This is a genomic window from Salmonella sp. WC3 (assembly GCF_042932255.1).
In the GTDB taxonomy this organism is placed as follows: domain Bacteria; phylum Pseudomonadota; class Gammaproteobacteria; order Enterobacterales; family Enterobacteriaceae; genus Salmonella; species Salmonella enterica.
Genome location: NZ_CP170629.1, coordinates 3433024 through 3456842, shown reverse-complemented (window position 1 = coordinate 3456842; position 23819 = coordinate 3433024). Strand labels below are relative to the sequence as shown.

Sequence of the window (23819 nt, the reverse complement as noted above, 5' to 3'; positions counted from 1 at the left end):
CTTATGAAACTAAAGACCACATTGTTCGGCAATGTTTATCAGTTTAAGGATGTAAAAGAGGTACTGGCTAAAGCCAACGAACTGCGTTCGGGGGATGTGCTGGCCGGGGTTGCCGCGGCAAGTTCGCAGGAGCGCGTAGCGGCAAAACAGGTACTGTCGGAAATGACGGTGGCGGATATCCGCAACAATCCGGTGATTGCCTATGAAGAGGACTGCGTGACGCGCCTGATTCAGGACGACGTCAACGAAACGGCCTATAACCGGATTAAAAACTGGAGCATCAGCGAACTGCGTGAATACGTGCTGAGCGATGAAACCTCCGTGGACGACATCGCGTTTACCCGCAAAGGCCTGACCTCCGAAGTGGTGGCGGCAGTAGCGAAAATCTGCTCCAACGCTGACCTGATCTACGGCGGCAAGAAAATGCCGGTGATCAAAAAAGCCAATACCACCATCGGTATTCCGGGCACCTTTAGCTGCCGTTTGCAGCCGAACGATACCCGTGACGATGTACAGAGTATCGCCGCGCAAATCTACGAAGGGCTTTCTTTCGGCGCAGGCGATGCGGTGATCGGCGTTAACCCGGTGACCGATGACGTGGAGAACCTGACCCGCGTGCTCGACACCGTTTACGGCGTTATCGATAAATTCAATATTCCGACCCAGGGCTGCGTGCTGGCGCACGTCACCACCCAGATTGAAGCGATTCGCCGCGGCGCGCCGGGCGGACTGATTTTCCAGAGCATTTGCGGCAGCGAGAAGGGCTTAAAAGAGTTCGGCGTCGAGCTGGCTATGCTCGATGAAGCGCGGGCCGTGGGGGCGGAGTTCAACCGCATCGCCGGGGAAAACTGCCTGTACTTTGAAACTGGGCAAGGGTCTGCGCTCTCTGCTGGCGCGAACTTTGGTGCCGACCAGGTGACGATGGAAGCGCGTAACTACGGGCTGGCTCGCCACTACGATCCGTTCCTGGTGAACACCGTGGTGGGCTTTATCGGGCCGGAGTATCTCTACAACGACAGGCAGATTATCCGCGCCGGTCTCGAAGATCACTTTATGGGCAAGCTGAGCGGCATCTCAATGGGCTGCGACTGCTGCTATACCAACCATGCCGACGCCGACCAGAACCTTAACGAAAACCTGATGATTCTGCTCGCCACTGCCGGCTGTAACTACATCATGGGGATGCCGCTCGGCGACGACATCATGCTCAACTACCAGACTACCGCTTTCCACGATACCGCCACCGTCCGTCAGTTGCTGAATTTACGGCCGTCGCCGGAGTTTGAACGCTGGCTGGAAACGATGGGCATTATGGCAAACGGTCGTCTGACCAAACGGGCGGGCGATCCGTCACTATTCTTCTGATGACGCGGGGATAACACCATGGATCAAAAACAGATTGAAGAAATTGTACGTAGCGTGATGGCGTCAATGGGACAGGACGTACCGCAGCCCGTCGCGCCGTCAACGCAGGAAGGCGCAAAGCCGCAGTGCGCCGCGCCGACGGTGACCGAAAGCTGCGCGCTGGATTTAGGTTCCGCAGAGGCAAAAGCCTGGATTGGCGTCGAGAATCCGCATCGTGCGGACGTGCTGACCGAACTGCGTCGCAGTACTGCGGCACGCGTCTGTACGGGGCGTGCCGGGCCGCGTCCGCGCACCCAGGCGCTGTTGCGCTTCCTGGCGGATCACTCCCGTTCGAAAGATACCGTGCTCAAAGAAGTGCCGGAAGAGTGGGTAAAAGCGCAAGGGCTGCTGGAAGTGCGTTCGGAAATCAGCGACAAAAACCTGTACCTGACGCGCCCGGATATGGGGCGTCGCCTGAGCCCGGAAGCCATTGACGCGCTGAAGTCGCAGTGCGTGATGAACCCGGATGTGCAGGTAGTGGTCTCCGATGGCCTCTCTACGGATGCGATCACTGCCAACTATGAAGAGATCCTGCCGCCGCTGCTTGCCGGTCTGAAGCAGGCCGGGCTGAACGTCGGCACGCCGTTCTTTGTGCGCTATGGCCGCGTGAAGATTGAAGATCAGATTGGCGAAATTCTCGGCGCGAAGGTCGTCATCCTGCTGGTGGGCGAACGTCCGGGGCTGGGGCAGTCGGAAAGCCTCTCCTGCTACGCCGTCTATTCCCCGCGCGTGGCGACCACCGTCGAGGCCGACAGAACCTGTATTTCAAACATTCATCAGGGGGGGACGCCGCCAGTAGAAGCTGCCGCCGTGATTGTGGATTTGGCCAAACGGATGCTGGAGCAGAAAGCGTCCGGCATTAACATGACCCGTTAAGGAGACATCATGCCTGCATTAGATTTGATTCGACCTTCAGTGACTGCCATGCGCGTGATTGCCTCCGTGAATGACGGCTTTGCGCGGGAACTTAAATTACCGCCACATATACGTAGCCTCGGACTCATCACGGCAGATTCTGATGATGTGACCTATATTGCCGCTGATGAAGCGACAAAACAGGCGATGGTGGAAGTGGTCTATGGCCGCTCCCTCTATGCCGGGGCGGCTCACGGGCCGTCGCCGACCGCCGGTGAGGTGTTGATTATGCTGGGCGGACCGAACCCGGCGGAAGTGCGCGCCGGTCTGGATGCGATGGTTGCCAGTATTGAAAACGGCGCGGCGTTCCAGTGGGCGAACGATGCGGAAAATACCGCGTTCCTGGCGCATGTGGTTTCGCGTACCGGCTCGTACCTCTCGTCTACCGCAGGTATCGCGCTGGGCGATCCGATGGCCTATCTGGTGGCGCCGCCGCTGGAAGCGACATTCGGCATTGACGCGGCGATGAAATCCGCTGACGTTCAACTGGTGACTTACGTGCCGCCGCCGTCGGAAACCAACTATTCGGCCGCGTTCTTAACGGGAAGCCAGGCCGCGTGTAAAGCCGCCTGCAACGCCTTTACCGACGCCGTGCTGGATATCGCTCGTAACCCTGTCCAGCGTGCGTAACGGAGGTTGCCAATGATCAATGCCCTGGGATTACTGGAAGTGGACGGAATGGTCGCCGCCGTCGATGCGGCGGATGCCATGCTGAAAGCGGCCAACGTGCGTTTGCTCAGTCATCAAGTGCTCGACCCTGGCAGGCTCACTCTGGTGGTGGAGGGCGATCTGGCGGCGTGTCGTGCGGCGTTGGATGCCGGAAGCGCCGCCGCGCAGCGCACAGGTCGTGTGATTAGCCGCAAAGAAATTGGTCGCCCGGAAGAGGACACCCAGTGGCTGATTGGCGGGTTTGCGCGTGCGACAATGCCGACTGAGAAAGCGCCCCAGGTACCCGCAACGCCTGAGTTCGCCGAAGCGTTACTGGCGCTGCTGGCATCAGTACGCCAGGGAATGACGGCGGGAGAGGTGGCCGCGCATTTTGGCTGGCCGCTGGAGCAGGCCAGAAACGTGCTGGAACAACTCTTTTCTGACGGAGCGTTGCGTAAACGCAGTAGTCGCTATCGCATCAAAAATTAATCTGTCGGAGGGCCGGGCGTCCTGGCGGGCGTCCGGCATAGAAGATCATGAAAAAGACCCGTACAGCGAATTTGCACCATCTTTATCATGAAGCGTTACCCGAAGACGTTAAACTTACGCCCAGAGTCGAGGTGGACAATGTTCATCAGCGACGGACGACGGATGTCTATGAACATGCTCTGACTATCACCGCCTGGCAGCAGATCTACGATCAGTTACACCCGGGTAAATTTCATGGCGAGTTCACGGAAATCCTGCTTGATGAGATTCAGGTGTTCCGTGAATACACCGGCCTGGCGCTGCGTCAGTCGTGTCTGGTTTGGCCAAACTCTTTCTGGTTTGGTATTCCGGCGACGCGCGGCGAACAGGGATTTATCGGCGCGCAGGGGCTCGGCAGCGCCGAGATTGCCACCCGACCGGGAGGCACCGAGTTTGAACTGAGTACGCCGGATGATTACACCATTCTGGGCGTCGTTATCTCGGAAGATGTTATTTCCCGTCAGGCCACGTTTTTGCATAACCCGGAAAGGGTGCTGCATATGCTACGTAACCAGTTAGCTCTGGAGGTAAAAGAGCAGCATAAAGCGGCGCTGTGGGGTTTTGTGCAGCAGGCGCTGGCCACCTTCAGCGAGAGTCCTGAAACCCTGCATCAACCTGCGGTGCGTAAGGTCTTGAGTGATAATTTGTTGCTGGCGATGGGCACGATGCTGGAAGAGGCGAAGCCGATTCATAGCGCTGAGAGCATCAGCCATCAGGGATATCGTAGGCTACTGTCGCGGGCGCGGGAATATGTGCTGGAAAATATGTCGGAGCCGCTGACGGTGCTCGACTTATGTAACCAGCTACACGTAAGCCGTCGCACGCTGCAAAATGCGTTTCACGCCATTTTGGGCATTGGCCCCAATGCGTGGCTGAAACGTATTCGCTTAAACGCAGTACGCCGGGAACTGATTAGCCCGTGGTCGCAGAGCGCCACGGTCAAAGATGCCGCGATGCAGTGGGGATTCTGGCATCTGGGGCAATTTGCCACCGATTATCAGCAATTATTTGCCGAAAAACCGTCGTTGACGCTGCATCAACGGATGCGGCAATGGGCTTGATATTGATGGGTAGGCTCTCCGGTTGCTGATAACGTGCGCGTGTCGGGAATTGCCCGGTGGCGGCTGGCGCCTTACCGGGCCTACGGATTCGCTGCCGTCTGTGGTTGGTAGCCCGGACAAGGCGCGCCAGCGCCGCCTCCGGGGAACCGCGCGCACAACGTGCAAAACAGTTTTGTCATCAGATCATGAGGATGAGCGTTTATGTTTGCTGATAAGACGTTGCCGTTGTTTGGCAGGAGGGGCAGATAAACCCATAAAGCATTCCTTCCGCATATTCCTCTTCCTCGATATCTTCATAGCTTAGCTGCGCAAGAAACATCATCGTTTGCGCGCACGTTGGGCACGTGGGATAGTCTGCATCCTGAACCCATGCGGGATGGCCGCCGAGCTGTGAGAAGGTGGTGGGTAAAAATATTTCAGCAGCGAATAGCGGCAAACGGGATTCCCCGGGGTGCAGAACATCAAGCGGTAGCGTTATCCAGTCAGAGGAATTCTCCACCGCCAGCGTCGAGAGCGCATTTTTTTCGCACCATCGCGGCTGGCCTTGTGGATCGACGGTGGCGAAAACGGTGTTATATGCCGTACAACACTGACAGGTCAGAATACGAATTTGACCGGGCCAACCCTGCGTGCTGAGGCCGACGGCGCTCGGCGCAACCTCAAACAGATTGATTAGCGGCAGGGAACAGTGTGGGCAGTTTTCACCATATTCTGCGACGGCGCGAAAAACGGCAGGCTGTTCAGGTGCCTGTTTTACCAGATGGGTACATTGCGTAAAGTAAAGATCGCGCCTGCGGCCATTTTCAGTGAGCTCCCATCCCGCCTGGTGAGCATAGCGATGAGGGAGGATATGAAGTGAAGCACTCCACGCAGGTGGTTCCTGGCGCCAGCGGTTAAAATGCTCAACGACAACCTCATCGCCAATCCAGGCCAGGGCGCAAAGAATGCCGTCACGGTTTTCGTCATCGGTTTCCACCTTCTGCAAAAGCGCGTCGCGTACGTCAGGCGGCGCACGGTGAAAAGGTAGGGGTGAAGAGAGCTCCAGTTCTTCTTCATTTATTACCTGGCGCAGGAAATTATCCAGATTGGCCCGGGTAAATGCCGCCAGGCACAGCGCAATTTCCTGAGCTTCCTCCTGCCATCCGGAATCAAATAATTCTTCTGCATAATCGACCATGTCGCGGCTTTCATCATCGGAGAGCTTTTTGTAAAGCTCATCGGTCGGAATGGGGCAGGGAATCCACTCGATTAACGGATCGTGTTCCCGGGGTTCATGAACGAGTTTAAGCATTTCAACAGGGTTGGTAATGCCACTGAACGCGTCGATCGTTTTTCTGTTTTTCCGGATATATTCTTCCTGCTCTTGCCGATAGCGCGCCTGGACGCAGGGCATACAATAGCCCTCCGTGCGGGCAGCCGTTGCTGGCAGGATGAAGTGTGAGCATTGCGGGTTTTTACAAGGAATACGCTCGTCCATGCGGTAGTGCTCCACTGCAAATTCTACGAGTGCTTACTGTACTGTTTTACTAATGATAACGGCAGCGGGCGGTTATCCGAATTCTTTATCTACAATGAACTCGTTTATTTCTACGAGCCTGCTTTTATTCAACGGCCAACCGGATAGGCGATAAACAAACCGGCTATCGTCAAAATACATGACAGTAGGCATAGCAAGATACAGTTAACGCTTTTACGCGGAATATGAATAATAAAGCAGAGTAATGCTATCAGGGCCATGACCACAGGGATGGTCACCATATTGATAACCAGAAGCACGATCAGACCGAAGCTCACCCCTCCGCTATGAGGGATGAATATTCTTTCTTCAAAATATATTTCTAGTGTAATGGCAAGCAGGCAGCCAATAAAACTTATACCCAGATGGGGATGCCATTTGGCGTCACTGGTTACTACTTTCCGTGTATTTGTTTGCATTGTTTTACTTTATAAATAAGTTAAATCCAGTCGCGTACCTGAATAAACTCGCTCAGCGCCGCTTCCGGGCTACCCGCTTCCGGGCTACCCGCTTCTGGCTGCCAGTCGTATTCCCAGCGCACCAGCGGCGGCATCGACATCAGGATAGATTCAGTGCGCCCGCCGGTTTGCAGACCAAACAGGGTGCCTCTGTCCCATACCAGATTGAACTCCACGTAGCGACCGCGGCGATAAAGTTGAAAATTACGCTCCCGCTCTCCCCAGACCATCGCTTTGCGTCGTTCGACAATCGGTAAATACGCCTCGGTGTAGCCGTTACCGACCGCCTGCATAAAAGCAAAACAGTGGTCGAAATCCGGCGTATTCAAATCGTCAAAAAACAGGCCGCCGATACCGCGCTGCTCGTTACGATGCTTGAGGAAAAAGTAGTCGTCGCACCACTTTTTATAGCGCGGATACACATCGTCGCCAAACGGCTGGCACAGGTCGCGGGCGGTGCGGTGCCAGTGAACGGCATCCTCTTCAAAGCCGTAGTAGGGCGTTAAATCGAACCCGCCGCCAAACCACCACACCGGATCGGCGCCCGGTTTTTCGGCAATAAAAAAGCGCACGTTAGCATGGCTGGTGGGAATATACGGATTGTGCGGATGCACCACCAGCGATACGCCCATCGCTTCGAAGCTACGCCCGGCGAGTTCTGGCCGATGCGCGGTGGCGGACGCGGGCATTGCATCGCCGTGAACGTGAGAGAAATTAACGCCCGCCTGTTCGAAAATCCCGCCGTTGCGTAATACCTGGCTGCGTCCGCCGCCGCCCGCTTCGCGTCGCCAGCTATCTTCGACAAAGTTTGCGCCATCCACAGCGGATAACGTTTGGCAAATATCATCCTGCAGGCGTAGCAGAAACTGTTTTACGTGATGTGCATCGGGTTTCATGATTACCGTTTCTTCGTGTGCGCTTTCTGGTTATCAAACCAGTGAAAATAACTGATGATGCCGTTGGCGATCGCCGTAGCGATTTTCTGGCGAAACGCCGTTGTGCCCAGCAGGCGTTCTTCTTCCGGATTGGTAATAAACGAGGTTTCGACCAGTACCGACGGAATTGACGGTGATTTTAGCACCACAAAAGCCGCTTGTTCGGTAGTGCGGCTGTGTAATTTATGTATAGGTTTGATTTTCTTGAGAATATGCGAACCCAGCGTCAGACTGTTTTTAATCGTATCGGTTTGCACCAGATCAAACAAAACTTGTTGTAATAGATGATCCCGGTCAGTGGCTTTTTTACCCGCCACTTCGTCCGCGCGGTTTTCACGCTCGGAGAGATACTTCGCCATGGCGCTACTGGCCCCGCGGTTGGAAAGCGCAAAAACGGAAGCGCCCGCTGCTTTCGGGTTAGTAAAACCATCGGCATGAATAGACATAAACAGATCCGCGCCGTGCTTATGGGCGATTTCCACCCGATCGTACAGCGGAATAAAGGTATCCCCTGTCCGGGTTAAACGCGCATCGATTCCGTGATTTCGCAAAATAGCGCGCACGTTTTTGGCAATTGCCAGTACGACGTGTTTTTCCTGAGAACCGTTGCGGCCAATCGCGCCGGTATCGATGCCGCCGTGTCCGGGGTCGAGCATCACCAACCGTTTACTGCCGGTTTTTTTGGTTTTGGGTTTGCTGTGACCATTACTGGTTTTTAGCGTTTCTTCTTTGGCTATTGCGTGCGACATACCTGACAGCGTCAGGGCCGCCAGACCTGTTTTGAGTACCTGGCGGCGCGAAGTGAGAGTTTTTAGGAGTTTAAAAGTGCTCATACGGCCTGAGTTGTGAAAATTAAGTTCAAGATGTTATATCGTATCGCGTAATCCGTTACGACGGTTGGTGATGAGAATTGTTTTACTTTTCATTTCAATACGTGACACATCGCCATTATGCCATTTTTTCCGCTACATCGCGTCAGATATTGGCTGAATCAGATGTTTGCGCCATAATCTTGGTTTTTCCACCCGAAAAGGCAACGAATACCATGGAAATACGCGTTTTTCGCCAGGAAGATTTCGAAGAGGTGATTACCCTCTGGGAGCGTTGCGACCTGCTGCGTCCATGGAACGATCCTGAAATGGATATTGAACGCAAGGTGAATCACGATGTCAGCTTGTTCCTCGTTGCGGAAGTTAGCGGCGAAGTCGTCGGTACGGTAATGGGCGGTTATGACGGGCATCGCGGCTCGGCGTATTACCTGGGCGTTCACCCGGAGTTCCGCGGGCGCGGCATTGCGAATGCGTTGCTTAACCGGCTGGAAAAAAAACTCATCGCCCGCGGGTGTCCGAAAATCCAAATTATGGTGCGCGATGATAACGACGTTGTGCTGGGCATGTATGAACGTCTGGGGTATGAGCATTCTGACGCCCTAAGTTTGGGTAAACGCCTGATTGAAGATGAAGAGTACTGAGTTTCATCCAGCCGATTATGATGTAAACGGACGTTTACGCCTGCCGTTTCTGTTCTGGTGCGTACTGCTACTTCAGGCGCGCGCCTGGGTACTCTTTGTCATTGCCGGTTCATCCCGTGGACAGGGTAATACTTTGTTAAACTTTTTTTATCCCGACCATGATAATTTTTGGCTGGGGCTGTTGCCCGGCGTTCCGGCGGTAGTGGCGTTTTTACTCAGCGGGCGGCGTGAAGCGGTTCCTGGTGTGTGGCGCTGGCTACGCGGACTCCTGATCCTCGCTCAACTGGTGTCGTTGTGCTGGCTGCCGGTGATGTGGCTGGGTGGCGACCCGGTCAACGGCGTCGGGCTGGCGCTGCTGCTGGCGGACATCGTCGCGCTGATCTGGCTGTTAACCAATCAACGTTTGCGTGCCTGTTTTTCCCTTGAGAAAGAATAACGGCACTTTTTGGCGAACCCGCACTCCAACCAACGTTAATTAATAAAAGAAAGGAAGTGAGATGAAATCGCTGCGTTTGACTTTACTCGCACTGCCGCTGGCGCTGACCGGCTGCTCGACGCTCTCCTCGGTCAACTGGTCTGCCGCAAATCCGTGGAGCTGGTTTGGTTCCTCGACAGAAGTCACTGAGCAAGGCGTGGGAGCGCTGACCGCCGCCACGCCGCTGGAAGAGCCGGCTATTGCAGGGGCATTAGATGGCGATTATCGCCTGCGTAGCGGTATGAAAACCGATAACGGCAACGTGGTGCGCTTTTTCGAAGCGATGAAGGGCGACAATGTCGCGATGGTGATCAACGGCGAGCAGGGAACCGTGAGCCGTATTGATGTGCTGAACAGCGATATCCCAACCGCCGCGGGGGGCAAAATCGGTACGCCGTTTAGCGACCTTTACAGCAAAGCTTTTGGTCACTGCGAGCCGGTTTCCAGCGATAGCCATACCAGCGTCGAATGTAAAGCCGAGGGAAGTCAGCATATTAGCTATGTTTTCTCCGGCGAGTGGAGCGGACCGGAAGGCTTAATGCCTCCTGATGACGTCTTAAAAAACTGGGACGTGCGCAAAATTATCTGGCGTCGTTAATTTGCGCCTGAACAAACCGCTTCGCTTAAAAACAAGGTAAAATAGCCTCCATTAATGCCACGACTGCGTGGCATTCTCATTTTCAGGAGGAATCATGTCTCAGGTTCAAAGTGGCATTTTGCCGGAACATTGCCGTGCGGCAATTTGGATTGAAGCCAATGTGAAAGGCGACCTGGACGCCCTGCGCGCGGCCAGCAGAACATTTGCCGATAAACTGGCGACCTTCGAAGTCAAATTTCCGGACGCCCATCTTGGGGCCGTTGTGGCGTTTGGCAACAACACCTGGCGCGCTCTGAGCGGCGGCGTCGGGGCGGAAGAACTGAAAGATTTTATTCCTTATGGTAAAGGGCTGGCGCCGGCCACGCAGTATGACGTGCTGATCCATATCCTTTCCCTGCGCCACGATGTGAATTTTTCTGTTGCCCAGGCGGCGATGGAAGCCTTCGGCGACTGTATCGACGTGAAAGAAGAAGTTCACGGCTTCCGTTGGGTGGAAGAACGCGATCTGAGCGGCTTTGTCGACGGGACAGAGAACCCGGCGGGCGAAGAGACGCGTCGTGAAGTGGCGGTGATCAAAGATGGCGTGGATGCCGGCGGCAGTTATGTGTTCGTGCAGCGTTGGGAACACAATCTCAAGCAACTTAACCGGATGAGTATTCACGATCAGGAGATGATGATCGGGCGTACCAAAGAAGCCAATGAAGAGATTGATGGCGATGCGCGTCCGGCAACGTCTCACCTGAGCCGCGTCGATCTCAAAGAAGATGGCAAAGGGCTGAAGATTGTACGCCAGAGCCTGCCATACGGCACCGCCAGCGGTACTCATGGTCTCTATTTCTGCGCTTACTGCGCACGTCTGCACAATATCGAACAGCAGCTTTTGAGTATGTTCGGCGATACCGACGGTAAACGCGACGCGATGCTGCGCTTCACCAAACCGGTGACTGGCGGCTACTATTTTGCGCCGTCGCTGGATCGCCTGTTAGCGCTATAAGGTAAAACCCTGTCGGATGGCAGCGCAAACGCTTTATTCGACCTACGATTGGTAGGCCTGATAAGCGCAGCGCCATCAGGCAGAACAGCATGAAACAGCATGAAAATGCCCATCCCCGCCTCCGCGGGGATTTTTTTACCTAATATTTACCTGAATTAGTGAGCTATTCCTCAGCACTTATTTGTTATTACTGTATTTTCAGTGTTAATGGAGTGTAAGACTCCATATTCAAAAGGAGACATTGAAAATGGGTAAACTCACGGGCAAGACAGCATTGATTACGGGCGCATCGCAGGGCATTGGCGAAGGGATCGCTCGCGTATTCGCACGCCACGGCGCGAACTTAATCTTGCTGGATATCTCCGATGAGATTGAAAAGCTGGCGGATGAGCTGGGCGGGCGCGGACATCGCTGTACTGCCGTTAAGGCTGACGTCAGAGATTTTGCTTCGGTGCAGGCGGCGGTTGCGCGCGCCAAAGAGACTGAAGGTAGAATTGATATTTTGGTGAATAACGCTGGCGTGTGCCGTCTGGGCAACTTCCTCGATATGAGTGAAGAAGATCGCGATTTCCACATTGATATTAATATTAAAGGTGTCTGGAACGTCACCAAAGCCGTCCTGCCGGAGATGATTAAACGTAAAGATGGCCGCATTGTGATGATGTCTTCCGTCACGGGAGATATGGTGGCGGACCCGGGTGAAACGGCCTATGCGCTGTCAAAAGCCGCCATTGTCGGTTTAACCAAATCGCTGGCGGTAGAGTATGCGCAGTCCGGTATTCGCGTGAATGCCATTTGCCCCGGTTATGTAAGAACGCCGATGGCGGAAAGCATTGCCCGTCAGTCTAATCCTGACGATCCGGAGTCGGTATTAACGGAAATGGCAAAAGCCATTCCGCTACGCCGCCTTGCCGATCCGCTGGAAGTAGGGGAACTGGCGGCATTTCTGGCTTCCGATGAGTCCAGCTATCTTACCGGAACGCAAAACGTCATTGATGGCGGCAGTACCCTGCCTGAAAGCGTAAGCGTAGGCGTCTGATTGATGCCGGTCTCCTCCCCGCGCCGCGTGGGGAGGGATTCTCTTATTCCCTTTTCAACTTTCAAATCAACAAACGGTATATAAAACCGTTACTCCTTTAGCGCTGGTTATAAATATGATGATCATAAGAAAGTCATTAAATTTATAAGGGTGCGCAATGGCCGTTAACTTCCTGAAAAAAAATGCTCTGACGCTGGCGGCGTCTCTGTTACTGGTCGGTCAGGTACAGGCGACGGAACTGCTGAACAGCTCATACGATGTCTCCCGCGAGCTGTTTGCCGCCCTTAACCCACCGTTTGAGCAACAATGTGCGAAGGATAACGGCGGCGATAAGCTGACGATTAAGCAGTCTCATGCCGGGTCATCAAAACAGGCGCTGGCGATTTTGCAGGGACTGAAGGCAGACGTCGTGACCTACAATCAGGTGACCGATGTACAGATTCTCCATGATAAAGGCAAACTGATCCCTGCCGACTGGCAAAGCCGTCTGCCGAACAACAGTTCGCCATTCTATTCCACGATGGGCTTCCTGGTGCGCAAGGGGAACCCGAAAAATATTCACGACTGGAGCGATCTTGTACGTTCCGACGTGAAGCTGATTTTCCCTAACCCGAAAACCTCCGGCAACGCCCGTTACACGTATCTGGCGGCATGGGGCGCGGCGGATAACGCGGACGGCGGCGATAAAGCCAAAACCGAACAGTTTATGACCCAGTTCCTGAAAAACGTCGAAGTGTTTGATACCGGCGGTCGCGGCGCTACGACTACCTTTGCCGAGCGTGGTCTGGGCGATGTGCTGATTAGTTTTGAGTCGGAAGTGAACAATATCCGCAAACAATATGAAGCCCAGGGATTTGAAGTGGTGATCCCGAAAACGAACATTCTTGCTGAATTCCCGGTTGCCTGGGTGGATAAAAACGTGCAGGCCAACGGCACAGAAAAAGCCGCCAAAGCTTACCTGAACTGGCTGTATAGCCCGCAGGCGCAGACCATCATCACCCATTACTACTACCGCGTGAATAACCCGGAAATCATGGGCAAGCAAGCAGATAAATTCCCGCAGACCGAACTGTTCCGCGTGGAAGAAAAGTTTGGTTCCTGGCCGGAAGTGATGAAAACGCACTTTGCCAGCGGCGGCGAGCTGGACAAACTGTTGGCGGCGGGGCGTAAGTAATGCTTGCCGTTTCTTCCCGACGCGTGCTGCCCGGCTTTACGTTAAGCCTCGGCACCAGTTTGCTGTTTGTCTGCCTGATCCTACTGTTGCCGTTGAGCGCGCTGGTGATGCAGCTCTCACAGATGAGCTGGGCGCAATACTGGGATGTCGTGACCAACCCTCAGGTGGTGGCTGCCTATAAAGTGACGCTACTGGCGGCATTTGTAGCGTCGATTTTTAATGGCGTGTTTGGCCTGCTGATGGCGTGGATTTTAACCCGCTACCGTTTTCTAGGGCGCACGTTGCTGGATGCGCTGATGGATCTGCCGTTTGCGCTGCCGACAGCGGTAGCGGGGTTAACGCTGGCCTCGCTGTTCTCAGTGAACGGTTTCTACGGTCAGTTTCTTGCGCAGTTTGATATCAAAGTGACCTATACCTGGCTCGGTATTGCGGTGGCGATGGCCTTTACCAGCATTCCATTTGTGGTGCGCACCGTCCAGCCGGTACTGGAAGAGTTGGGGCCGGAATATGAAGAAGCGGCACAAACGCTGGGGGCCACCCGGCTGCAAAGTTTTCGCAAAGTCGTGCTGCCTGAGCTGTCGCCTGCGCTGATTGCCGGCGTGGCGCTCTCTTTTACCCGTAGCCTGGGCGAGTTTGGCGCGGTGATTTTTATCGCCGGAAATATCGCCTGGAAAACAGAAGTGACCTCGCTGATGATTTTTGTGCGTTTGCAGGAGTTTGATTACCCCGCCGCCAGCGCCATTGCCTCGGTGATCCTTGCGGCATCCTTGCTGCTGCTGTTCTCAATTAACACTCTGCAAAGTCGCTTTGGTCGACGTGTGGTAGGTCATTAATGGCGGAAGTGACTCAATTGAAGCGATACGACGTCCCCCGCATTAACTGGGGAAAATGGTTTTTGATTGGCGTCGGGATGCTGGTTTCGGCGTTTATCCTGCTGGTGCCGATGATTTACATCTTCGTGCAGGCGTTCAGCAAAGGGTTAATGCCGGTACTGCAAAATCTGGCCGATCCGGACATGCTGCACGCCATCTGGCTGACGGTGTTGATTGCCTTGATCGCAGTGCCGGTGAATCTGGTGTTCGGCATTCTGCTGGCGTGGCTGGTGACGCGCTTTAACTTCCCCGGACGTCAGCTACTGCTGACCCTGCTGGATATTCCCTTTGCCGTCTCGCCGGTGGTGGCCGGTCTGGTTTATCTGCTGTTTTATGGTTCCAACGGCCCGTTGGGCGGCTGGCTGGATGAGCATAATTTACAAATGATGTTCTCCTGGCCGGGGATGGTACTGGTCACTATTTTTGTCACCTGTCCGTTTGTGGTGCGCGAACTGGTGCCAGTAATGCTCAGCCAGGGCAGTCAGGAAGATGAGGCGGCTATTTTGCTGGGCGCATCCGGCTGGCAAATGTTTCGCCGCGTGACGTTGCCGAATATTCGCTGGGCGCTACTCTACGGCGTGGTATTAACCAACGCCCGCGCGATTGGCGAGTTTGGCGCGGTGTCGGTGGTGTCCGGCTCGATTCGCGGCGAAACGTTATCGCTACCGTTACAGATTGAATTACTGGAGCAGGACTACAACACCGTCGGCTCCTTTACCGCCGCCGCATTGTTGACGCTAATGGCGATTATTACCCTGTTTTTGAAGAGCATGTTGCAATGGCGTCTGGAGAATCAGGAAAAACGCGCGCAACAGGAGGAAAATCATGAGCATTGAGATCGCCAGAATTAAGAAATCGTTTGGTCGCACTCAGGTACTGAATGATATCTCGCTGGATATTCCTTCCGGCCAGATGGTTGCCTTGTTGGGGCCGTCAGGTTCCGGTAAAACGACGCTGCTGCGCATTATTGCCGGGCTGGAACATCAGTCCAGCGGCCATATTCGTTTCCACGGTACGGACGTTAGCCGCCTGCACGCGCGTGAGCGTAAAGTCGGTTTTGTGTTTCAGCACTATGCGCTGTTTCGCCATATGACGGTGTTTGACAACATCGCTTTTGGCCTGACGGTGCTGCCGCGACGCGACCGCCCAACTGCGGCGGCGATTAAAACGAAAGTGACGCAATTGCTGGAGATGGTGCAACTGGCGCACCTCGCGGATCGCTTCCCCGCCCAGCTTTCCGGCGGACAAAAACAGCGCGTGGCGCTGGCGCGCGCGCTTGCCGTGGAACCGCAAATCCTACTGCTGGATGAACCGTTTGGCGCGCTGGATGCCCAGGTACGTAAAGAGTTACGTCGCTGGTTACGCCAGTTACATGAAGAACTGAAATTCACCAGCGTCTTTGTCACCCACGATCAGGAAGAAGCGACGGAAGTGGCGGATCGGGTGGTGGTGATGAGTCAGGGCAATATCGAACAGGCTGATGCGCCGGATCGAGTGTGGCGTGAACCGGCAACCCGCTTCGTACTGGAGTTTATGGGCGAGGTGAACCGCCTGACAGGCACCGTCCGCGGCGGGCAGTTTTACGTTGGCGCGCATCGCTGGCCGCTGGGTTATACGCCCGCGTACCAGGGGCCGGTCGATCTGTTCCTGCGTCCGTGGGAGGTGGATATTAGCCGCCGCACCAGCCTGGATTCTCCGCTACCAGTACAGGTCATTGAGGCCAGCCCGAAAGGTCACTATACACAGTTAGTGGTACAGCCGCTGGGGTGGTATCACGATCCGCTGACGGTGGTGATGGCGGGTGAGGATGTTCCGGTTCGCGGCGAGCGTTTGTTTGTTGGACTGCAAAAAGCGCGTCTGTATAACGGCGACCAGCGTATTGAAACGCGTGAAGAGGAACTTGCTCTGGCGCAATCGGCCTGATAGGTTAATTTGTATAGTTATCGCCCGGTGGCGCTACGCATACCGGGCTTTTTTACGAGCTGAAAACGTGAATACATTAGAACAAACCATCGGCAATACGCCGCTGGTCAAATTACAACGTCTGGCGCCGGATAACGGCAGTGAAATCTGGGTTAAGCTGGAAGGCAATAATCCGGCAGGATCGGTGAAAGATCGCGCGGCGCTATCGATGATTGTCGAGGCGGAAAAGCGCGGGGAAATTAAACCGGGCGATGTCCTGATTGAAGCGACCAGCGGCAACACGGGCATTGCGCTGGCGATGATCGCCGCGCTGAAAGGTTATCGCATGAAGCTGTTGATGCCAGACAACATGAGTCAGGAGCGTCGGGCGGCAATGCGGGCCTGTGGCGCAGAGCTGATTCTGGTCACTAAAGAGCAGGGAATGGAAGGGGCGCGCGATTTAGCGCTCGCTATGTCTGAACGTGGAGAAGGTAAACTGCTCGATCAGTTTAATAACCCCGATAACCCATATGCGCACTACACCACCACCGGCCCGGAAATCTGGCGGCAAACGTCAGGTCGAATCACCCATTTTGTCTCCAGCATGGGCACCACCGGCACCATTACCGGCGTGTCGCGTTTTCTGCGCGAGCAGGAAAAACCGGTCACCATCGTTGGCCTACAGCCGGAAGAGGGCAGCAGTATTCCGGGCATTCGCCGCTGGCCTGCGGAATATATGCCGGGCATTTTTAACGCCTCGCTGGTAGATGAGGTGCTGGATATTCATCAGAATGATGCCGAAAACACCATGCGTGAACTGGCCGTTCGTGAAGGCATTTTCTGCGGCGTGAGTTCCGGCGGCGCGGTAGCGGGCGCGTTACGCGTCGCACGAGCCACGCCCGGCGCGATAGTGGTGGCGATCATCTGCGATCGCGGCGACCGTTACCTTTCGACCGGCGTGTTTGGTGAAGAGCATTTCAGCCAGGGGGCAGGGATTTAAACTAATGGGTTCAGCTGATTGGGATAAACACAGGCAACGGCGCCTTTGACAGGCGGGAATATCCTGCCGATTTTCTATGTGCGCCAGCGCATTACCGCCGCCTTTTATAATAAAAGCTCGTCTGTTGTTCTTATTGTTGTATTTGTTCCTGGCAAAGCGTCATGTAATGCTTGCTGCTTTCTACCAGCCTGGCTGAACCAGGCCGGTAAAGTGACGGCGCTTTAAACATATAAATCAGTTGTACTTGTTGCTGGCAGGTCATCTCTGTCACTGGTACGTGAAATAACGTTAACGCCGCATTTTTCGTACCGTAAACCGCGTTACCCTGCGAATCCCGGCCATAATACGCTTGCGCCAGCATCATGGCATACAGCTCGTCGTCGCGGTACAGGCTGTCCAACCAGAACACCCAGATCGCGGTCCTGAAATGCCCATCCACGCCGGCTTGGGTATAGAGCAATCTGGCAGTATAAGATTTGGGGTGTATTTTGGCCGTAGCGCGGCGCAAAAAACGCGTCTGCGGCGATTCGGACAACCAGAAAGAGGCGCTCTGTAATGCGGTCTGGGCTATGGGACGAATTTCCAGATAATAGTAAACGATTAACCCTACAGCAAACGCTAACAGAAGCGCGATAACGCCTTTAAAAAACCACAGTAACACGCCTGGCATTATGATTTTTTCTTACTCAACATTCTTATCCGTTTCCGCAATAAGCGCATGTAAATAAGGCTGCGCGTTTTCATCGCTTTTACCGGGAATTTTAACGATATAGGGTTTTCCGGTGATGGACGACGACGACGCGACTTTATCGATAAACTGTTCGGCGGTGTCGATACGATTGCGCGTGTTACCCAGTTTTAAGCGCAGGTGCGATACGGCTTCCTCGCAGTTATGCGCATCACCGTTACGAACGAATGTCAGATCCTTTTTCTGCGCCAGCGCATTCAGCATGGCGTTAATGCGCGCTTCTTCGTGGGCGTTTAGCTTCGCCCAGGCGGGGAGGGTTAGCAGGAGCGCAACGACGGCGCAGACAATTTTCTTCATGGTAAAATCCTTTTTCATGCGATAATCACTGCACCTCAGACCGTTAGCCGGGTAATAAGTTGCACTCCTGGTGTGGTTATTTCTGTGAGTGCGCCAGCGTGAGTTCATCCAGAAAACGCCACAGCTTTTCATTCATTTGCTGGTAATCCCATGCGCGCATCTCGGCAACCGAGCGGATAAAACGCTTCCCTTGCGCGTCAGCCAGCTCCTGCTGCGAATGTTGGATTAATCCTTCAACCGCCTCGACGGTAAATTCCATATGACACTGGAAGCCGTAGACAAAATTGCCGTACTGCACTATCTGACGTGGACAGCCTTCGCTTTCGGCCAGCACGGTCGCCTGATCGGTGAGTCCTGGCATATCGTTGTGCCAGTGGCCGACGGTTAACGGGGAGCCAAAGTGGGTGATAAGCGGATGCCGCAGACCGGCTTCAGTGAGCGTAATAGGGTAGTGACCAATCTCTTTTTCCGGACTTTGGCACACAGCGGCGCCCAGCGCCTCGCCAATGAGCTGCGAACCAAGACAAATGCCGATAACCATTCGCCGGGCCGTAATCGCCTGATTAATTAAGTGCTGTTCGGCGCGAGAGTCAAAGTACGGGCACTCTTCGCGGGTGGTGCGCGGCGACTGCGGACCGCCAAATACCACGAGCATATCGAACTCATCGGCATTGGGCGGTAGCGCTTCTCCGGCATAGACGCGCGACCATGAAATGGTATAACCGCGATCTTCAGCCCATTTCAGATAAGCGCCAGCGGATTCAAACGACTCATGGACAACAAAATGAACTCGCACGTTATTTTCTCCTGTTAGCGATTTAGCGCCTGATGGATATCAGCCGCCAGCGTGTTGATCTCGCTGTCATTTAATGTCGACAGCGTGATACGTAGACCGTGAGACGGCGCGCTTACGCCAAAGGCTTCTCCCTCACGTACCAGCCAGCCGGATTTTGCCAACGTAAACGCGGTAGCCTGGCTATGGGTGTCCAGTGGGAGCCAGGCATTCACGCCGTCGCCGGGAGAAATGGCGATGCCATATTGCTGTAGGGCGCGGGCCAGTTTTTGTTGCCGGGCGGCGTAAAACAGCCGCGTTTGCGTCAGCCTGTGCTGATACTCAGGGTCGGTCAGGCAGGCGTAGACCAGATCCTGTAACAGATGGCTGACCCACTGACTACCGGCATTTAGCCGCAGCCGAAGTTTTGCCGAGGTCGCGCTGTCGCTGGCGACAATAGCAAGACGTAAATCGGGGCCGAGGGTTTTGGAAACGGAGCGTATCACCGCCCAGTGTTGCGTTGTCTGCGCAATAACCGGCTGCCAGGGCGACGAAGAAAGCAGGGCGAAGTGATCGTCGATAATGACCAGTACCTGAGGGTAACGCGCCAGCATATTTTGCAGCGCAGCGGCACGGCGAGCGCTCAGGCTACAGCCGGTAGGGTTGTGCGCGCGCGGCGTTAAGATCACTGCCCGCGCGCCCTGATTTAGCGCCCGTTCCAGCTTTTCAGGCTGCATTCCTTCGCTATCTACGCTGACCGGGCTGGCGCTAAAACCGGCATAGCGCAGCATATTGATACTGCTTAAAAAACAGGGATCTTCCACCGCGACGCTGTCGCCCGGCAGCAGATGCGCGCAAAGCAGTCTTTCAATGGCGTCGATAGCTCCGCTGGTGATATCAATTTCGCCTGCGACGGGGGTGGCATCCCGTAGCCAGCGCGCCGCCCAAGCGTGTAGTTTAGGGGAAACGGGCGCATCGCCGTAGAGATGCGGCGTGCGGCTGAGACGGGCAAAATAACGGCTAAGGTCAGGCAGACGCTGCGGATCGGGATTGCCGCCGGAAAGGTCGTGCAGAGGCGTATGCGGATCGCCGCCTTCCAGCGCTACGGGAGACGGACTGCCTTTAATCACCGTCCCATTGCGGCCTAAACTTTGCGCCAGTCCCGCCGTTATCAGCCGTTTATACGCCGCTGCGACGGTATTGCGGTTCACCTTTAATTCGCTTGCCAGCTCCCGTACCGGCGGGAGCGAATCCTCCGCCCGTAACGTGCCGGCGATAATGTGTTGACGGATACTGTCAAAAATTTCGTTAGCGGTTTTTCCGTCGATCATTATTGACCTATGACAAAATGAATTTTAGCATATGATAATGATAATGATAATGATAATGATAATGATAATGATAATGAGGCGGTAGCCTGCTGTCCAGCGAGAGGAAAATTTTATGGGACAAGAGAGTGATATTCAGTCAGTGCTCTTCGACGACAACCATCGGGCATTACAGACCGATATCGTCGCCGTCCAGTCACAGGTCGTGTACGGCAGCGTAGGCAACAGTATCGCTGTTCCGGCCATTAAAGCGCAGGGACTACGCGTGACGGCGGTCCCGACGGTGCTGTTCAGCAATACGCCGCACTATAAAACCTTTTATGGCGGCATTATTCCCGCCGAGTGGTTTGCAGGCTACCTTACGGCGTTGAATGAGCGCGATGCGCTACGTGAATTAAAAGCGATTACCACCGGTTACATGGGCAGCGCAGACCAAATTGTCTTGCTTTCGAAGTGGCTAATGGCGATCCGGGCTTCGCATCCGGAGGTGTGTATTCTTGTCGATCCGGTCATTGGCGATACCGACAGTGGAATGTATGTGCAGGCGGAAATTCCGCAGGCTTATCGCACACATTTGTTGCCGCAGGCGCAGGGGCTAACGCCGAACGTATTTGAGCTGGAGATGCTGAGTGGTAAACCGTGCCGCACGCTGGAAGAGGCGGTGGCGGCGGCGCAATCGCTGCTTTCCGATACGCTGAAATGGGTGGTTATCACCAGCGCGCCGGGCGAGTCTCTGGAGACCATAACGGTTGCGGTCGTTACTGCGCAGGTCGTGGAGGTCTTTGCCCATCCGCGGGTGGCGACGGAATTAAAAGGGACGGGAGATCTCTTCTGCGCCGAGCTGGTCAGCGGTATTGTGCAGGGAAAAAAACTGACGACCGCGGCAAAAGATGCGGCGCAGCGCGTGCTGGAGGTGATGACCTGGACACAGCAGTGTGGCTGTGATGAGTTAATTCTGCCGCCGGCAGGGGAGGCGCGATGAAGAGTTATCGGCTGGTAGTTCGCCAGCAGGGGCGTATCGTGGGGCATTTTGAAACGAGCGGGCTGGACGCGCTGGAAGATATCTGCGTGGCGCGAGCGATGTTTGGCATCACTGGCGGCTATCAGTGCGAGCTGCAAGTGTCCGATTCCGAACGCAGGATGCTGGAGAGTGGCCCGGATGGGATGAAGATCCTGATGCGCGAGAAGTGCTTTCGCCCGGTGACCTCGCAGTTGTAACCCGTGGATTGGCGCTGAAATGTTCGCAACCTTGTAGGCCTGATAAGCGTAGCGCCATCAGGCAGTGCGCCACACCATCGCCGGATGGCGGCGCAAGTACAGGCAAAAAAAATGGCGCCCAAAGGCGCCATTCTTCACTGCGGCAAGAATTACTTCTTAATGCGGATAACCGGAGTTTCACCCACGGTCACGCTACCGGACAGTTTGATCAGTTCTTTGATTTCATCCATGTTGGAGATAACAACCGGAGTCAGGGTAGACTTGGCTTTTTCTTCCAGCAACGGCAGATCGAACTCGATGACCGGATCGCCAACTTTCACGCGCTGACCTTCTTCAGCAATACGCTTGAAGCCTTCGCCTTTCAGCTCAACGGTGTCGATACCGAAGTGAACGAACAGCTCAATGCCGCTATCGGATTCGATAGAGAACGCATGGTTGGTTTCAAAGATTTTGCCGATGGTACCGTCAACAGGGGCGACCATTTTGTTACCGGTTGGTTTGATAGCGATGCCATCACCAACGATTTTTTCAGCAAAAACTACATCCGGCACGTCTTCGATGTTGACGATCTCGCCAGAGAGCGGGGCAACAATCTCAATAGTTCCGGTGTCTTTCTTATCATCAGAAACCAGAGATTTTAGTTTATCGAACAAACCCATGATCTTCTCCTAAGCAGTAAATTGGGCCGCATCTCGTGGATTAGCAGATTGTTTTTTCTTCAATGAACTTGTTAACCAGCGTCATTAACTCGTCCGTTGTCGGTTGAGCAAGAGCCTGCTCTGCTAACACCTTCGCATCTTCGAAGTTCGTGTTACGGATAATCTTCTTAATGCGCGGGATAGAAATGGCGCTCATAGAGAATTCGTCCAGACCCATCCCCAGCAACAGAAGTGTAGCACGTTCGTCGCCTGCAAGCTCACCACACATGCCAGTCCATTTACCTTCTGCATGAGAAGCATCAATAACTTGCTTGATCAAGTTCAGTACGGACGGTGACATTGGCTGGTAAAGGTGTGAAATCATATCATTACCACGGTCAACTGCCAGGGTGTACTGCGTTAAATCATTGGTGCCGATACTAAAGAAATCAACTTCTTTGGCTAAATGACGCGCAATTGTCGCCGCAGCCGGTGTTTCCACCATCACGCCAATCTCAATGCTTTCGTCAAATGCTTTACCTTCGTCACGCAGTTCCTGTTTGTAGATTTCAATCTCTTTGCGCAGCGCGCGAACTTCTTCAACAGAGATGATCATCGGGAACATAATGCGCAATTTACCGAAAGCGGAGGCACGCAGAATCGCGCGAACCTGGTCACGCAGGATCTCTTTGCGATCCATGGCGATACGCACGGCGCGCCAGCCCAGGAACGGGTTCTCTTCTTTCGGGAAGTTCATGTACGGCAGCTCTTTGTCGCCGCCAATGTCCATGGTACGGACGATAACCGCCTGCGAGCCGCACGCTTCAGCGACCGCTTTATAGGCGGCAAACTGCTCTTCTTCCGTCGGCAGCGCGTCGCGATCCATGAACAGGAATTCAGTACGATACAGACCAACGCCTTCCGCGCCGTTACGCTCAGCGCCTTCAACGTCGCGAACGGTACCGATGTTGGCGCAAACTTCAACCTGATGTCCATCCAGCGTGATTGCCGGCAGATCTTTCAGTTTTGCAAGTTCCGCTTTCTCGGTCGCAACCTGCTCCTGGACGGCGCGCAGTTGCTCAATAACATCGTTGGTCGGGTTGACGTAAACCTGGTTGTTTACGGCATCCAGAATCAGATAGTCGCCGTTTTTCACCTGAGAGGTGACGCTACCGGTACCTACGATCGCTGGCAGTTCCAGAGAACGCGCCATGATGGAGGTATGAGACGTGCGTCCGCCCGCGTCGGTGATGAAGCCCAGCACTTTCTGCAGGTTCAGCTGTGCAGTTTCTGACGGCGTCAGGTCAGCGGCAACCAGGATAACTTCTTCCTGAATCGCGCTCAGATCGATAATGGCCAGACCCAGGATGTTGCGCAGCAGGCGCTTACCAATATCACGTACGTCAGCCGCACGCTCTTTCAGGTATTCGTCATCCAGTTCTTCCAGGGCAGTGGCCTGACCTTCGATAACTTCATGTGCGGCTGCGTCAGCCGTCATGTGCTTATCTTTAATCAGGGCTATGATTTCCTGCTCCAGCTCCTCATCTTCGAGCAGCATAATATGCCCTTCAAAGATGGCTTCTTTTTCTTCACCGAACGTTTCACCAGCTTTTGTCTTGATCGCTTCCAGTTGCGCAGATGCCTTGGCACGACCGCTCAGAAAACGTTCAACTTCCTGATCAACCTTGTCGGCAGAAATTTTTTTCCGGTCAATGACGATTTCGTCTTCTTTCAGCAGCAGTGCTTTGCCGAAAGCGATACCCGGGGATGCTAAAATGCCTGAAATCATAACCCTACCTTACTTGTGACTGATTTTTAAAAGAACCCG

General features: G+C 54.4%; 27 protein-coding genes. 17 read left to right on the top strand and 10 right to left on the bottom strand.

Annotated elements, in window-relative coordinates; genetic code table 11:
• Positions 1-3: 3 nt before the first annotated feature.
• Genes eutB through eutR form a run of 5 tightly spaced genes read left to right on the top strand, consistent with a single transcriptional unit; the run spans position 4 to position 4556 of the window.
• Positions 4-1365 (top strand): ethanolamine ammonia-lyase subunit alpha, encoded by a 1362-nt coding sequence (eutB, locus tag ACFK9X_RS16995; protein WP_000769990.1) that lies wholly within the window; start codon positions 4-6, stop codon positions 1363-1365.
• Positions 1366-1383: 18 nt separating this feature from the next.
• Positions 1384-2280 carry an ethanolamine ammonia-lyase subunit EutC gene (gene eutC, locus ACFK9X_RS16990; RefSeq protein ID WP_000372354.1) on the top strand — a complete coding sequence of 299 codons (897 nt, stop codon included), beginning with the start codon at positions 1384-1386 and terminating at the stop codon, positions 2278-2280.
• Between the two features lie 9 nt (positions 2281-2289).
• Complete coding sequence (gene eutL, locus ACFK9X_RS16985) at positions 2290-2949, top strand: ethanolamine utilization microcompartment protein EutL (RefSeq protein WP_001111056.1); 660 nt, start codon at positions 2290-2292, stop codon at positions 2947-2949.
• Positions 2950-2961: 12 nt separating this feature from the next.
• Positions 2962-3456, top strand: coding sequence for an ethanolamine utilization microcompartment protein EutK (eutK, locus tag ACFK9X_RS16980; RefSeq protein WP_151117104.1), 495 nt, complete (start codon positions 2962-2964; stop codon positions 3454-3456).
• A gap of 47 nt (positions 3457-3503) precedes the next feature.
• Positions 3504-4556 carry an HTH-type transcriptional regulator EutR gene (gene eutR, locus ACFK9X_RS16975; RefSeq protein ID WP_000753665.1) on the top strand — a complete coding sequence of 351 codons (1053 nt, stop codon included), beginning with the start codon at positions 3504-3506 and terminating at the stop codon, positions 4554-4556.
• 199 nt (positions 4557-4755) lie between these two features.
• Here the strand turns inward: eutR and ACFK9X_RS16970 are convergent, their stop codons facing one another.
• From ACFK9X_RS16970 to amiA, 4 genes are all read right to left on the bottom strand, one after another.
• Positions 4756-6033 (bottom strand): DUF1963 domain-containing protein, encoded by a 1278-nt coding sequence (locus ACFK9X_RS16970; RefSeq protein WP_000344437.1) that lies wholly within the window; start codon positions 6031-6033, stop codon positions 4756-4758.
• 128 nt (positions 6034-6161) lie between these two features.
• A complete protein-coding gene (locus ACFK9X_RS16965; protein ID WP_001194344.1) occupies positions 6162-6491 on the bottom strand; it encodes a hypothetical protein in 330 nt (109 codons plus the stop codon).
• A gap of 20 nt (positions 6492-6511) precedes the next feature.
• Entirely contained in the window at positions 6512-7426 is a 915-nt protein-coding gene (gene hemF / locus ACFK9X_RS16960) for an oxygen-dependent coproporphyrinogen oxidase (protein ID WP_151117102.1), read from the bottom strand.
• A gap of 2 nt (positions 7427-7428) precedes the next feature.
• Positions 7429-8298, bottom strand: a complete 870-nt coding sequence (amiA, locus tag ACFK9X_RS16955; RefSeq protein ID WP_000102880.1) for an N-acetylmuramoyl-L-alanine amidase AmiA — start codon at positions 8296-8298, stop codon at positions 7429-7431.
• A gap of 212 nt (positions 8299-8510) precedes the next feature.
• On the opposite strand from amiA, the gene ACFK9X_RS16950 reads away from it, so the two are divergent.
• The 10 genes from ACFK9X_RS16950 to cysM all read left to right on the top strand — a co-directional run bounded on the left by ACFK9X_RS16950 (position 8511) and on the right by cysM (position 16990).
• A complete protein-coding gene (locus ACFK9X_RS16950; protein ID WP_000406008.1) occupies positions 8511-8936 on the top strand; it encodes a GNAT family acetyltransferase in 426 nt (141 codons plus the stop codon).
• Positions 8923-9372: a DUF2919 domain-containing protein gene (locus ACFK9X_RS16945; protein ID WP_061375752.1), complete on the top strand. Its 450-nt coding sequence runs from the start codon at positions 8923-8925 to the stop codon at positions 9370-9372. The genes ACFK9X_RS16950 and ACFK9X_RS16945 overlap by 14 nt, the downstream gene beginning before the upstream one ends.
• Before the next feature lie 61 nt (positions 9373-9433).
• The gene (locus ACFK9X_RS16940) at positions 9434-10009 is read left to right on the top strand and encodes an RpoE-regulated lipoprotein (protein WP_151117100.1); all 576 of its coding nucleotides are present in this window, start codon (positions 9434-9436) and stop codon (positions 10007-10009) included.
• Positions 10010-10103: 94 nt separating this feature from the next.
• Positions 10104-11003 (top strand): porphyrinogen peroxidase, encoded by a 900-nt coding sequence (gene yfeX / locus ACFK9X_RS16935; protein WP_000084583.1) that lies wholly within the window; start codon positions 10104-10106, stop codon positions 11001-11003.
• A 247-nt stretch (positions 11004-11250) separates the two neighbouring features.
• Positions 11251-12042 carry an SDR family oxidoreductase UcpA gene (gene ucpA / locus ACFK9X_RS16930; protein ID WP_000517460.1) on the top strand — a complete coding sequence of 264 codons (792 nt, stop codon included), beginning with the start codon at positions 11251-11253 and terminating at the stop codon, positions 12040-12042.
• A 157-nt stretch (positions 12043-12199) separates the two neighbouring features.
• On the top strand, positions 12200-13216 hold the full coding sequence (gene cysP, locus ACFK9X_RS16925) for a thiosulfate/sulfate ABC transporter substrate-binding protein CysP (RefSeq protein ID WP_151117098.1): 1017 nt from the start codon (positions 12200-12202) through the stop codon (positions 13214-13216).
• A complete protein-coding gene (gene cysT, locus ACFK9X_RS16920) occupies positions 13216-14049 on the top strand; it encodes a sulfate/thiosulfate ABC transporter permease CysT (RefSeq protein ID WP_085341476.1) in 834 nt (277 codons plus the stop codon). The genes cysP and cysT overlap by 1 nt, the downstream gene beginning before the upstream one ends.
• On the top strand, positions 14049-14924 hold the full coding sequence (cysW, locus tag ACFK9X_RS16915) for a sulfate/thiosulfate ABC transporter permease CysW (RefSeq protein ID WP_000852705.1): 876 nt from the start codon (positions 14049-14051) through the stop codon (positions 14922-14924). The genes cysT and cysW overlap by 1 nt, the downstream gene beginning before the upstream one ends.
• The gene (cysA, locus tag ACFK9X_RS16910) at positions 14914-16011 is read left to right on the top strand and encodes a sulfate/thiosulfate ABC transporter ATP-binding protein CysA (RefSeq protein ID WP_000021079.1); all 1098 of its coding nucleotides are present in this window, start codon (positions 14914-14916) and stop codon (positions 16009-16011) included. Before cysW ends, cysA begins: the two co-directional genes overlap by 11 nt.
• 67 nt (positions 16012-16078) lie before the next feature.
• The gene (cysM, locus tag ACFK9X_RS16905) at positions 16079-16990 is read left to right on the top strand and encodes a cysteine synthase CysM (RefSeq protein WP_151117096.1); all 912 of its coding nucleotides are present in this window, start codon (positions 16079-16081) and stop codon (positions 16988-16990) included.
• Positions 16991-17120: 130 nt separating this feature from the next.
• On the opposite strand, the gene ACFK9X_RS16900 is transcribed toward cysM, so the two are convergent.
• The 4 genes from ACFK9X_RS16900 to ptsJ are packed head-to-tail and all read right to left on the bottom strand — an operon-like array spanning position 17121 to position 20138.
• Positions 17121-17660 carry a transglycosylase domain-containing protein gene (locus ACFK9X_RS16900; RefSeq protein ID WP_001119686.1) on the bottom strand — a complete coding sequence of 180 codons (540 nt, stop codon included), beginning with the start codon at positions 17658-17660 and terminating at the stop codon, positions 17121-17123.
• Positions 17661-17672: 12 nt separating this feature from the next.
• The gene (locus ACFK9X_RS16895) at positions 17673-18053 is read right to left on the bottom strand and encodes a YfeK family protein (RefSeq protein ID WP_000710730.1); all 381 of its coding nucleotides are present in this window, start codon (positions 18051-18053) and stop codon (positions 17673-17675) included.
• 58 nt (positions 18054-18111) lie between these two features.
• Positions 18112-18831 (bottom strand): GMP synthase, encoded by a 720-nt coding sequence (locus ACFK9X_RS16890; protein WP_001263757.1) that lies wholly within the window; start codon positions 18829-18831, stop codon positions 18112-18114.
• A 14-nt stretch (positions 18832-18845) separates the two neighbouring features.
• Positions 18846-20138: a transcriptional regulator PtsJ gene (gene ptsJ / locus ACFK9X_RS16885; RefSeq protein ID WP_080214634.1), complete on the bottom strand. Its 1293-nt coding sequence runs from the start codon at positions 20136-20138 to the stop codon at positions 18846-18848.
• Between the two features lie 112 nt (positions 20139-20250).
• On the opposite strand from ptsJ, the gene pdxK reads away from it, so the two are divergent.
• Together pdxK and ACFK9X_RS16875 are read left to right on the top strand one after the other, a co-directional pair.
• Entirely contained in the window at positions 20251-21117 is an 867-nt protein-coding gene (gene pdxK / locus ACFK9X_RS16880; protein ID WP_000529613.1) for a pyridoxine/pyridoxal/pyridoxamine kinase, read from the top strand.
• Positions 21114-21353: a hypothetical protein gene (locus ACFK9X_RS16875; RefSeq protein WP_000844541.1), complete on the top strand. Its 240-nt coding sequence runs from the start codon at positions 21114-21116 to the stop codon at positions 21351-21353. The genes pdxK and ACFK9X_RS16875 overlap by 4 nt, the downstream gene beginning before the upstream one ends.
• A gap of 149 nt (positions 21354-21502) precedes the next feature.
• On the opposite strand, the gene crr is transcribed toward ACFK9X_RS16875, so the two are convergent.
• Positions 21503-22012, bottom strand: a complete 510-nt coding sequence (crr, locus tag ACFK9X_RS16870; RefSeq protein ID WP_000522253.1) for a PTS glucose transporter subunit IIA — start codon at positions 22010-22012, stop codon at positions 21503-21505.
• 40 nt (positions 22013-22052) lie between these two features.
• Positions 22053-23780 (bottom strand): phosphoenolpyruvate-protein phosphotransferase PtsI, encoded by a 1728-nt coding sequence (gene ptsI / locus ACFK9X_RS16865; protein WP_000623118.1) that lies wholly within the window; start codon positions 23778-23780, stop codon positions 22053-22055.
• Between the last annotated feature and the right edge of the window lie 39 nt (positions 23781-23819).

Excerpts from the sequence above, each read along its gene's own strand:
- eutB (WP_000769990.1), top strand. The coding sequence starts at position 4 with ATGAAACTAAAGACCACATTGTTCGGCAATGTTTATCAGTTTAAGGAT.
- eutC (WP_000372354.1), top strand. The coding sequence starts at position 1,384 with ATGGATCAAAAACAGATTGAAGAAATTGTACGTAGCGTGATGGCGTCA.
- eutL (WP_001111056.1), top strand. The coding sequence starts at position 2,290 with ATGCCTGCATTAGATTTGATTCGACCTTCAGTGACTGCCATGCGCGTG.
- eutK (WP_151117104.1), top strand. The coding sequence starts at position 2,962 with ATGATCAATGCCCTGGGATTACTGGAAGTGGACGGAATGGTCGCCGCC.
- eutR (WP_000753665.1), top strand. The coding sequence starts at position 3,504 with ATGAAAAAGACCCGTACAGCGAATTTGCACCATCTTTATCATGAAGCG.
- ACFK9X_RS16970 (WP_000344437.1), bottom strand. The coding sequence starts at position 6,033 with ATGGACGAGCGTATTCCTTGTAAAAACCCGCAATGCTCACACTTCATC.
- ACFK9X_RS16965 (WP_001194344.1), bottom strand. The coding sequence starts at position 6,491 with ATGCAAACAAATACACGGAAAGTAGTAACCAGTGACGCCAAATGGCAT.
- hemF (WP_151117102.1), bottom strand. The coding sequence starts at position 7,426 with ATGAAACCCGATGCACATCACGTAAAACAGTTTCTGCTACGCCTGCAG.
- amiA (WP_000102880.1), bottom strand. The coding sequence starts at position 8,298 with ATGAGCACTTTTAAACTCCTAAAAACTCTCACTTCGCGCCGCCAGGTA.
- ACFK9X_RS16950 (WP_000406008.1), top strand. The coding sequence starts at position 8,511 with ATGGAAATACGCGTTTTTCGCCAGGAAGATTTCGAAGAGGTGATTACC.
- ACFK9X_RS16945 (WP_061375752.1), top strand. The coding sequence starts at position 8,923 with ATGAAGAGTACTGAGTTTCATCCAGCCGATTATGATGTAAACGGACGT.
- ACFK9X_RS16940 (WP_151117100.1), top strand. The coding sequence starts at position 9,434 with ATGAAATCGCTGCGTTTGACTTTACTCGCACTGCCGCTGGCGCTGACC.
- yfeX (WP_000084583.1), top strand. The coding sequence starts at position 10,104 with ATGTCTCAGGTTCAAAGTGGCATTTTGCCGGAACATTGCCGTGCGGCA.
- ucpA (WP_000517460.1), top strand. The coding sequence starts at position 11,251 with ATGGGTAAACTCACGGGCAAGACAGCATTGATTACGGGCGCATCGCAG.
- cysP (WP_151117098.1), top strand. The coding sequence starts at position 12,200 with ATGGCCGTTAACTTCCTGAAAAAAAATGCTCTGACGCTGGCGGCGTCT.
- cysT (WP_085341476.1), top strand. The coding sequence starts at position 13,216 with ATGCTTGCCGTTTCTTCCCGACGCGTGCTGCCCGGCTTTACGTTAAGC.
- cysW (WP_000852705.1), top strand. The coding sequence starts at position 14,049 with ATGGCGGAAGTGACTCAATTGAAGCGATACGACGTCCCCCGCATTAAC.
- cysA (WP_000021079.1), top strand. The coding sequence starts at position 14,914 with ATGAGCATTGAGATCGCCAGAATTAAGAAATCGTTTGGTCGCACTCAG.
- ACFK9X_RS16900 (WP_001119686.1), bottom strand. The coding sequence starts at position 17,660 with ATGCCAGGCGTGTTACTGTGGTTTTTTAAAGGCGTTATCGCGCTTCTG.
- ACFK9X_RS16895 (WP_000710730.1), bottom strand. The coding sequence starts at position 18,053 with ATGAAAAAGGATTTTACCATGAAGAAAATTGTCTGCGCCGTCGTTGCG.
- ptsJ (WP_080214634.1), bottom strand. The coding sequence starts at position 20,138 with ATGATCGACGGAAAAACCGCTAACGAAATTTTTGACAGTATCCGTCAA.
- pdxK (WP_000529613.1), top strand. The coding sequence starts at position 20,251 with ATGGGACAAGAGAGTGATATTCAGTCAGTGCTCTTCGACGACAACCAT.
- ACFK9X_RS16875 (WP_000844541.1), top strand. The coding sequence starts at position 21,114 with ATGAAGAGTTATCGGCTGGTAGTTCGCCAGCAGGGGCGTATCGTGGGG.
- crr (WP_000522253.1), bottom strand. The coding sequence starts at position 22,012 with ATGGGTTTGTTCGATAAACTAAAATCTCTGGTTTCTGATGATAAGAAA.
- ptsI (WP_000623118.1), bottom strand. The coding sequence starts at position 23,780 with ATGATTTCAGGCATTTTAGCATCCCCGGGTATCGCTTTCGGCAAAGCA.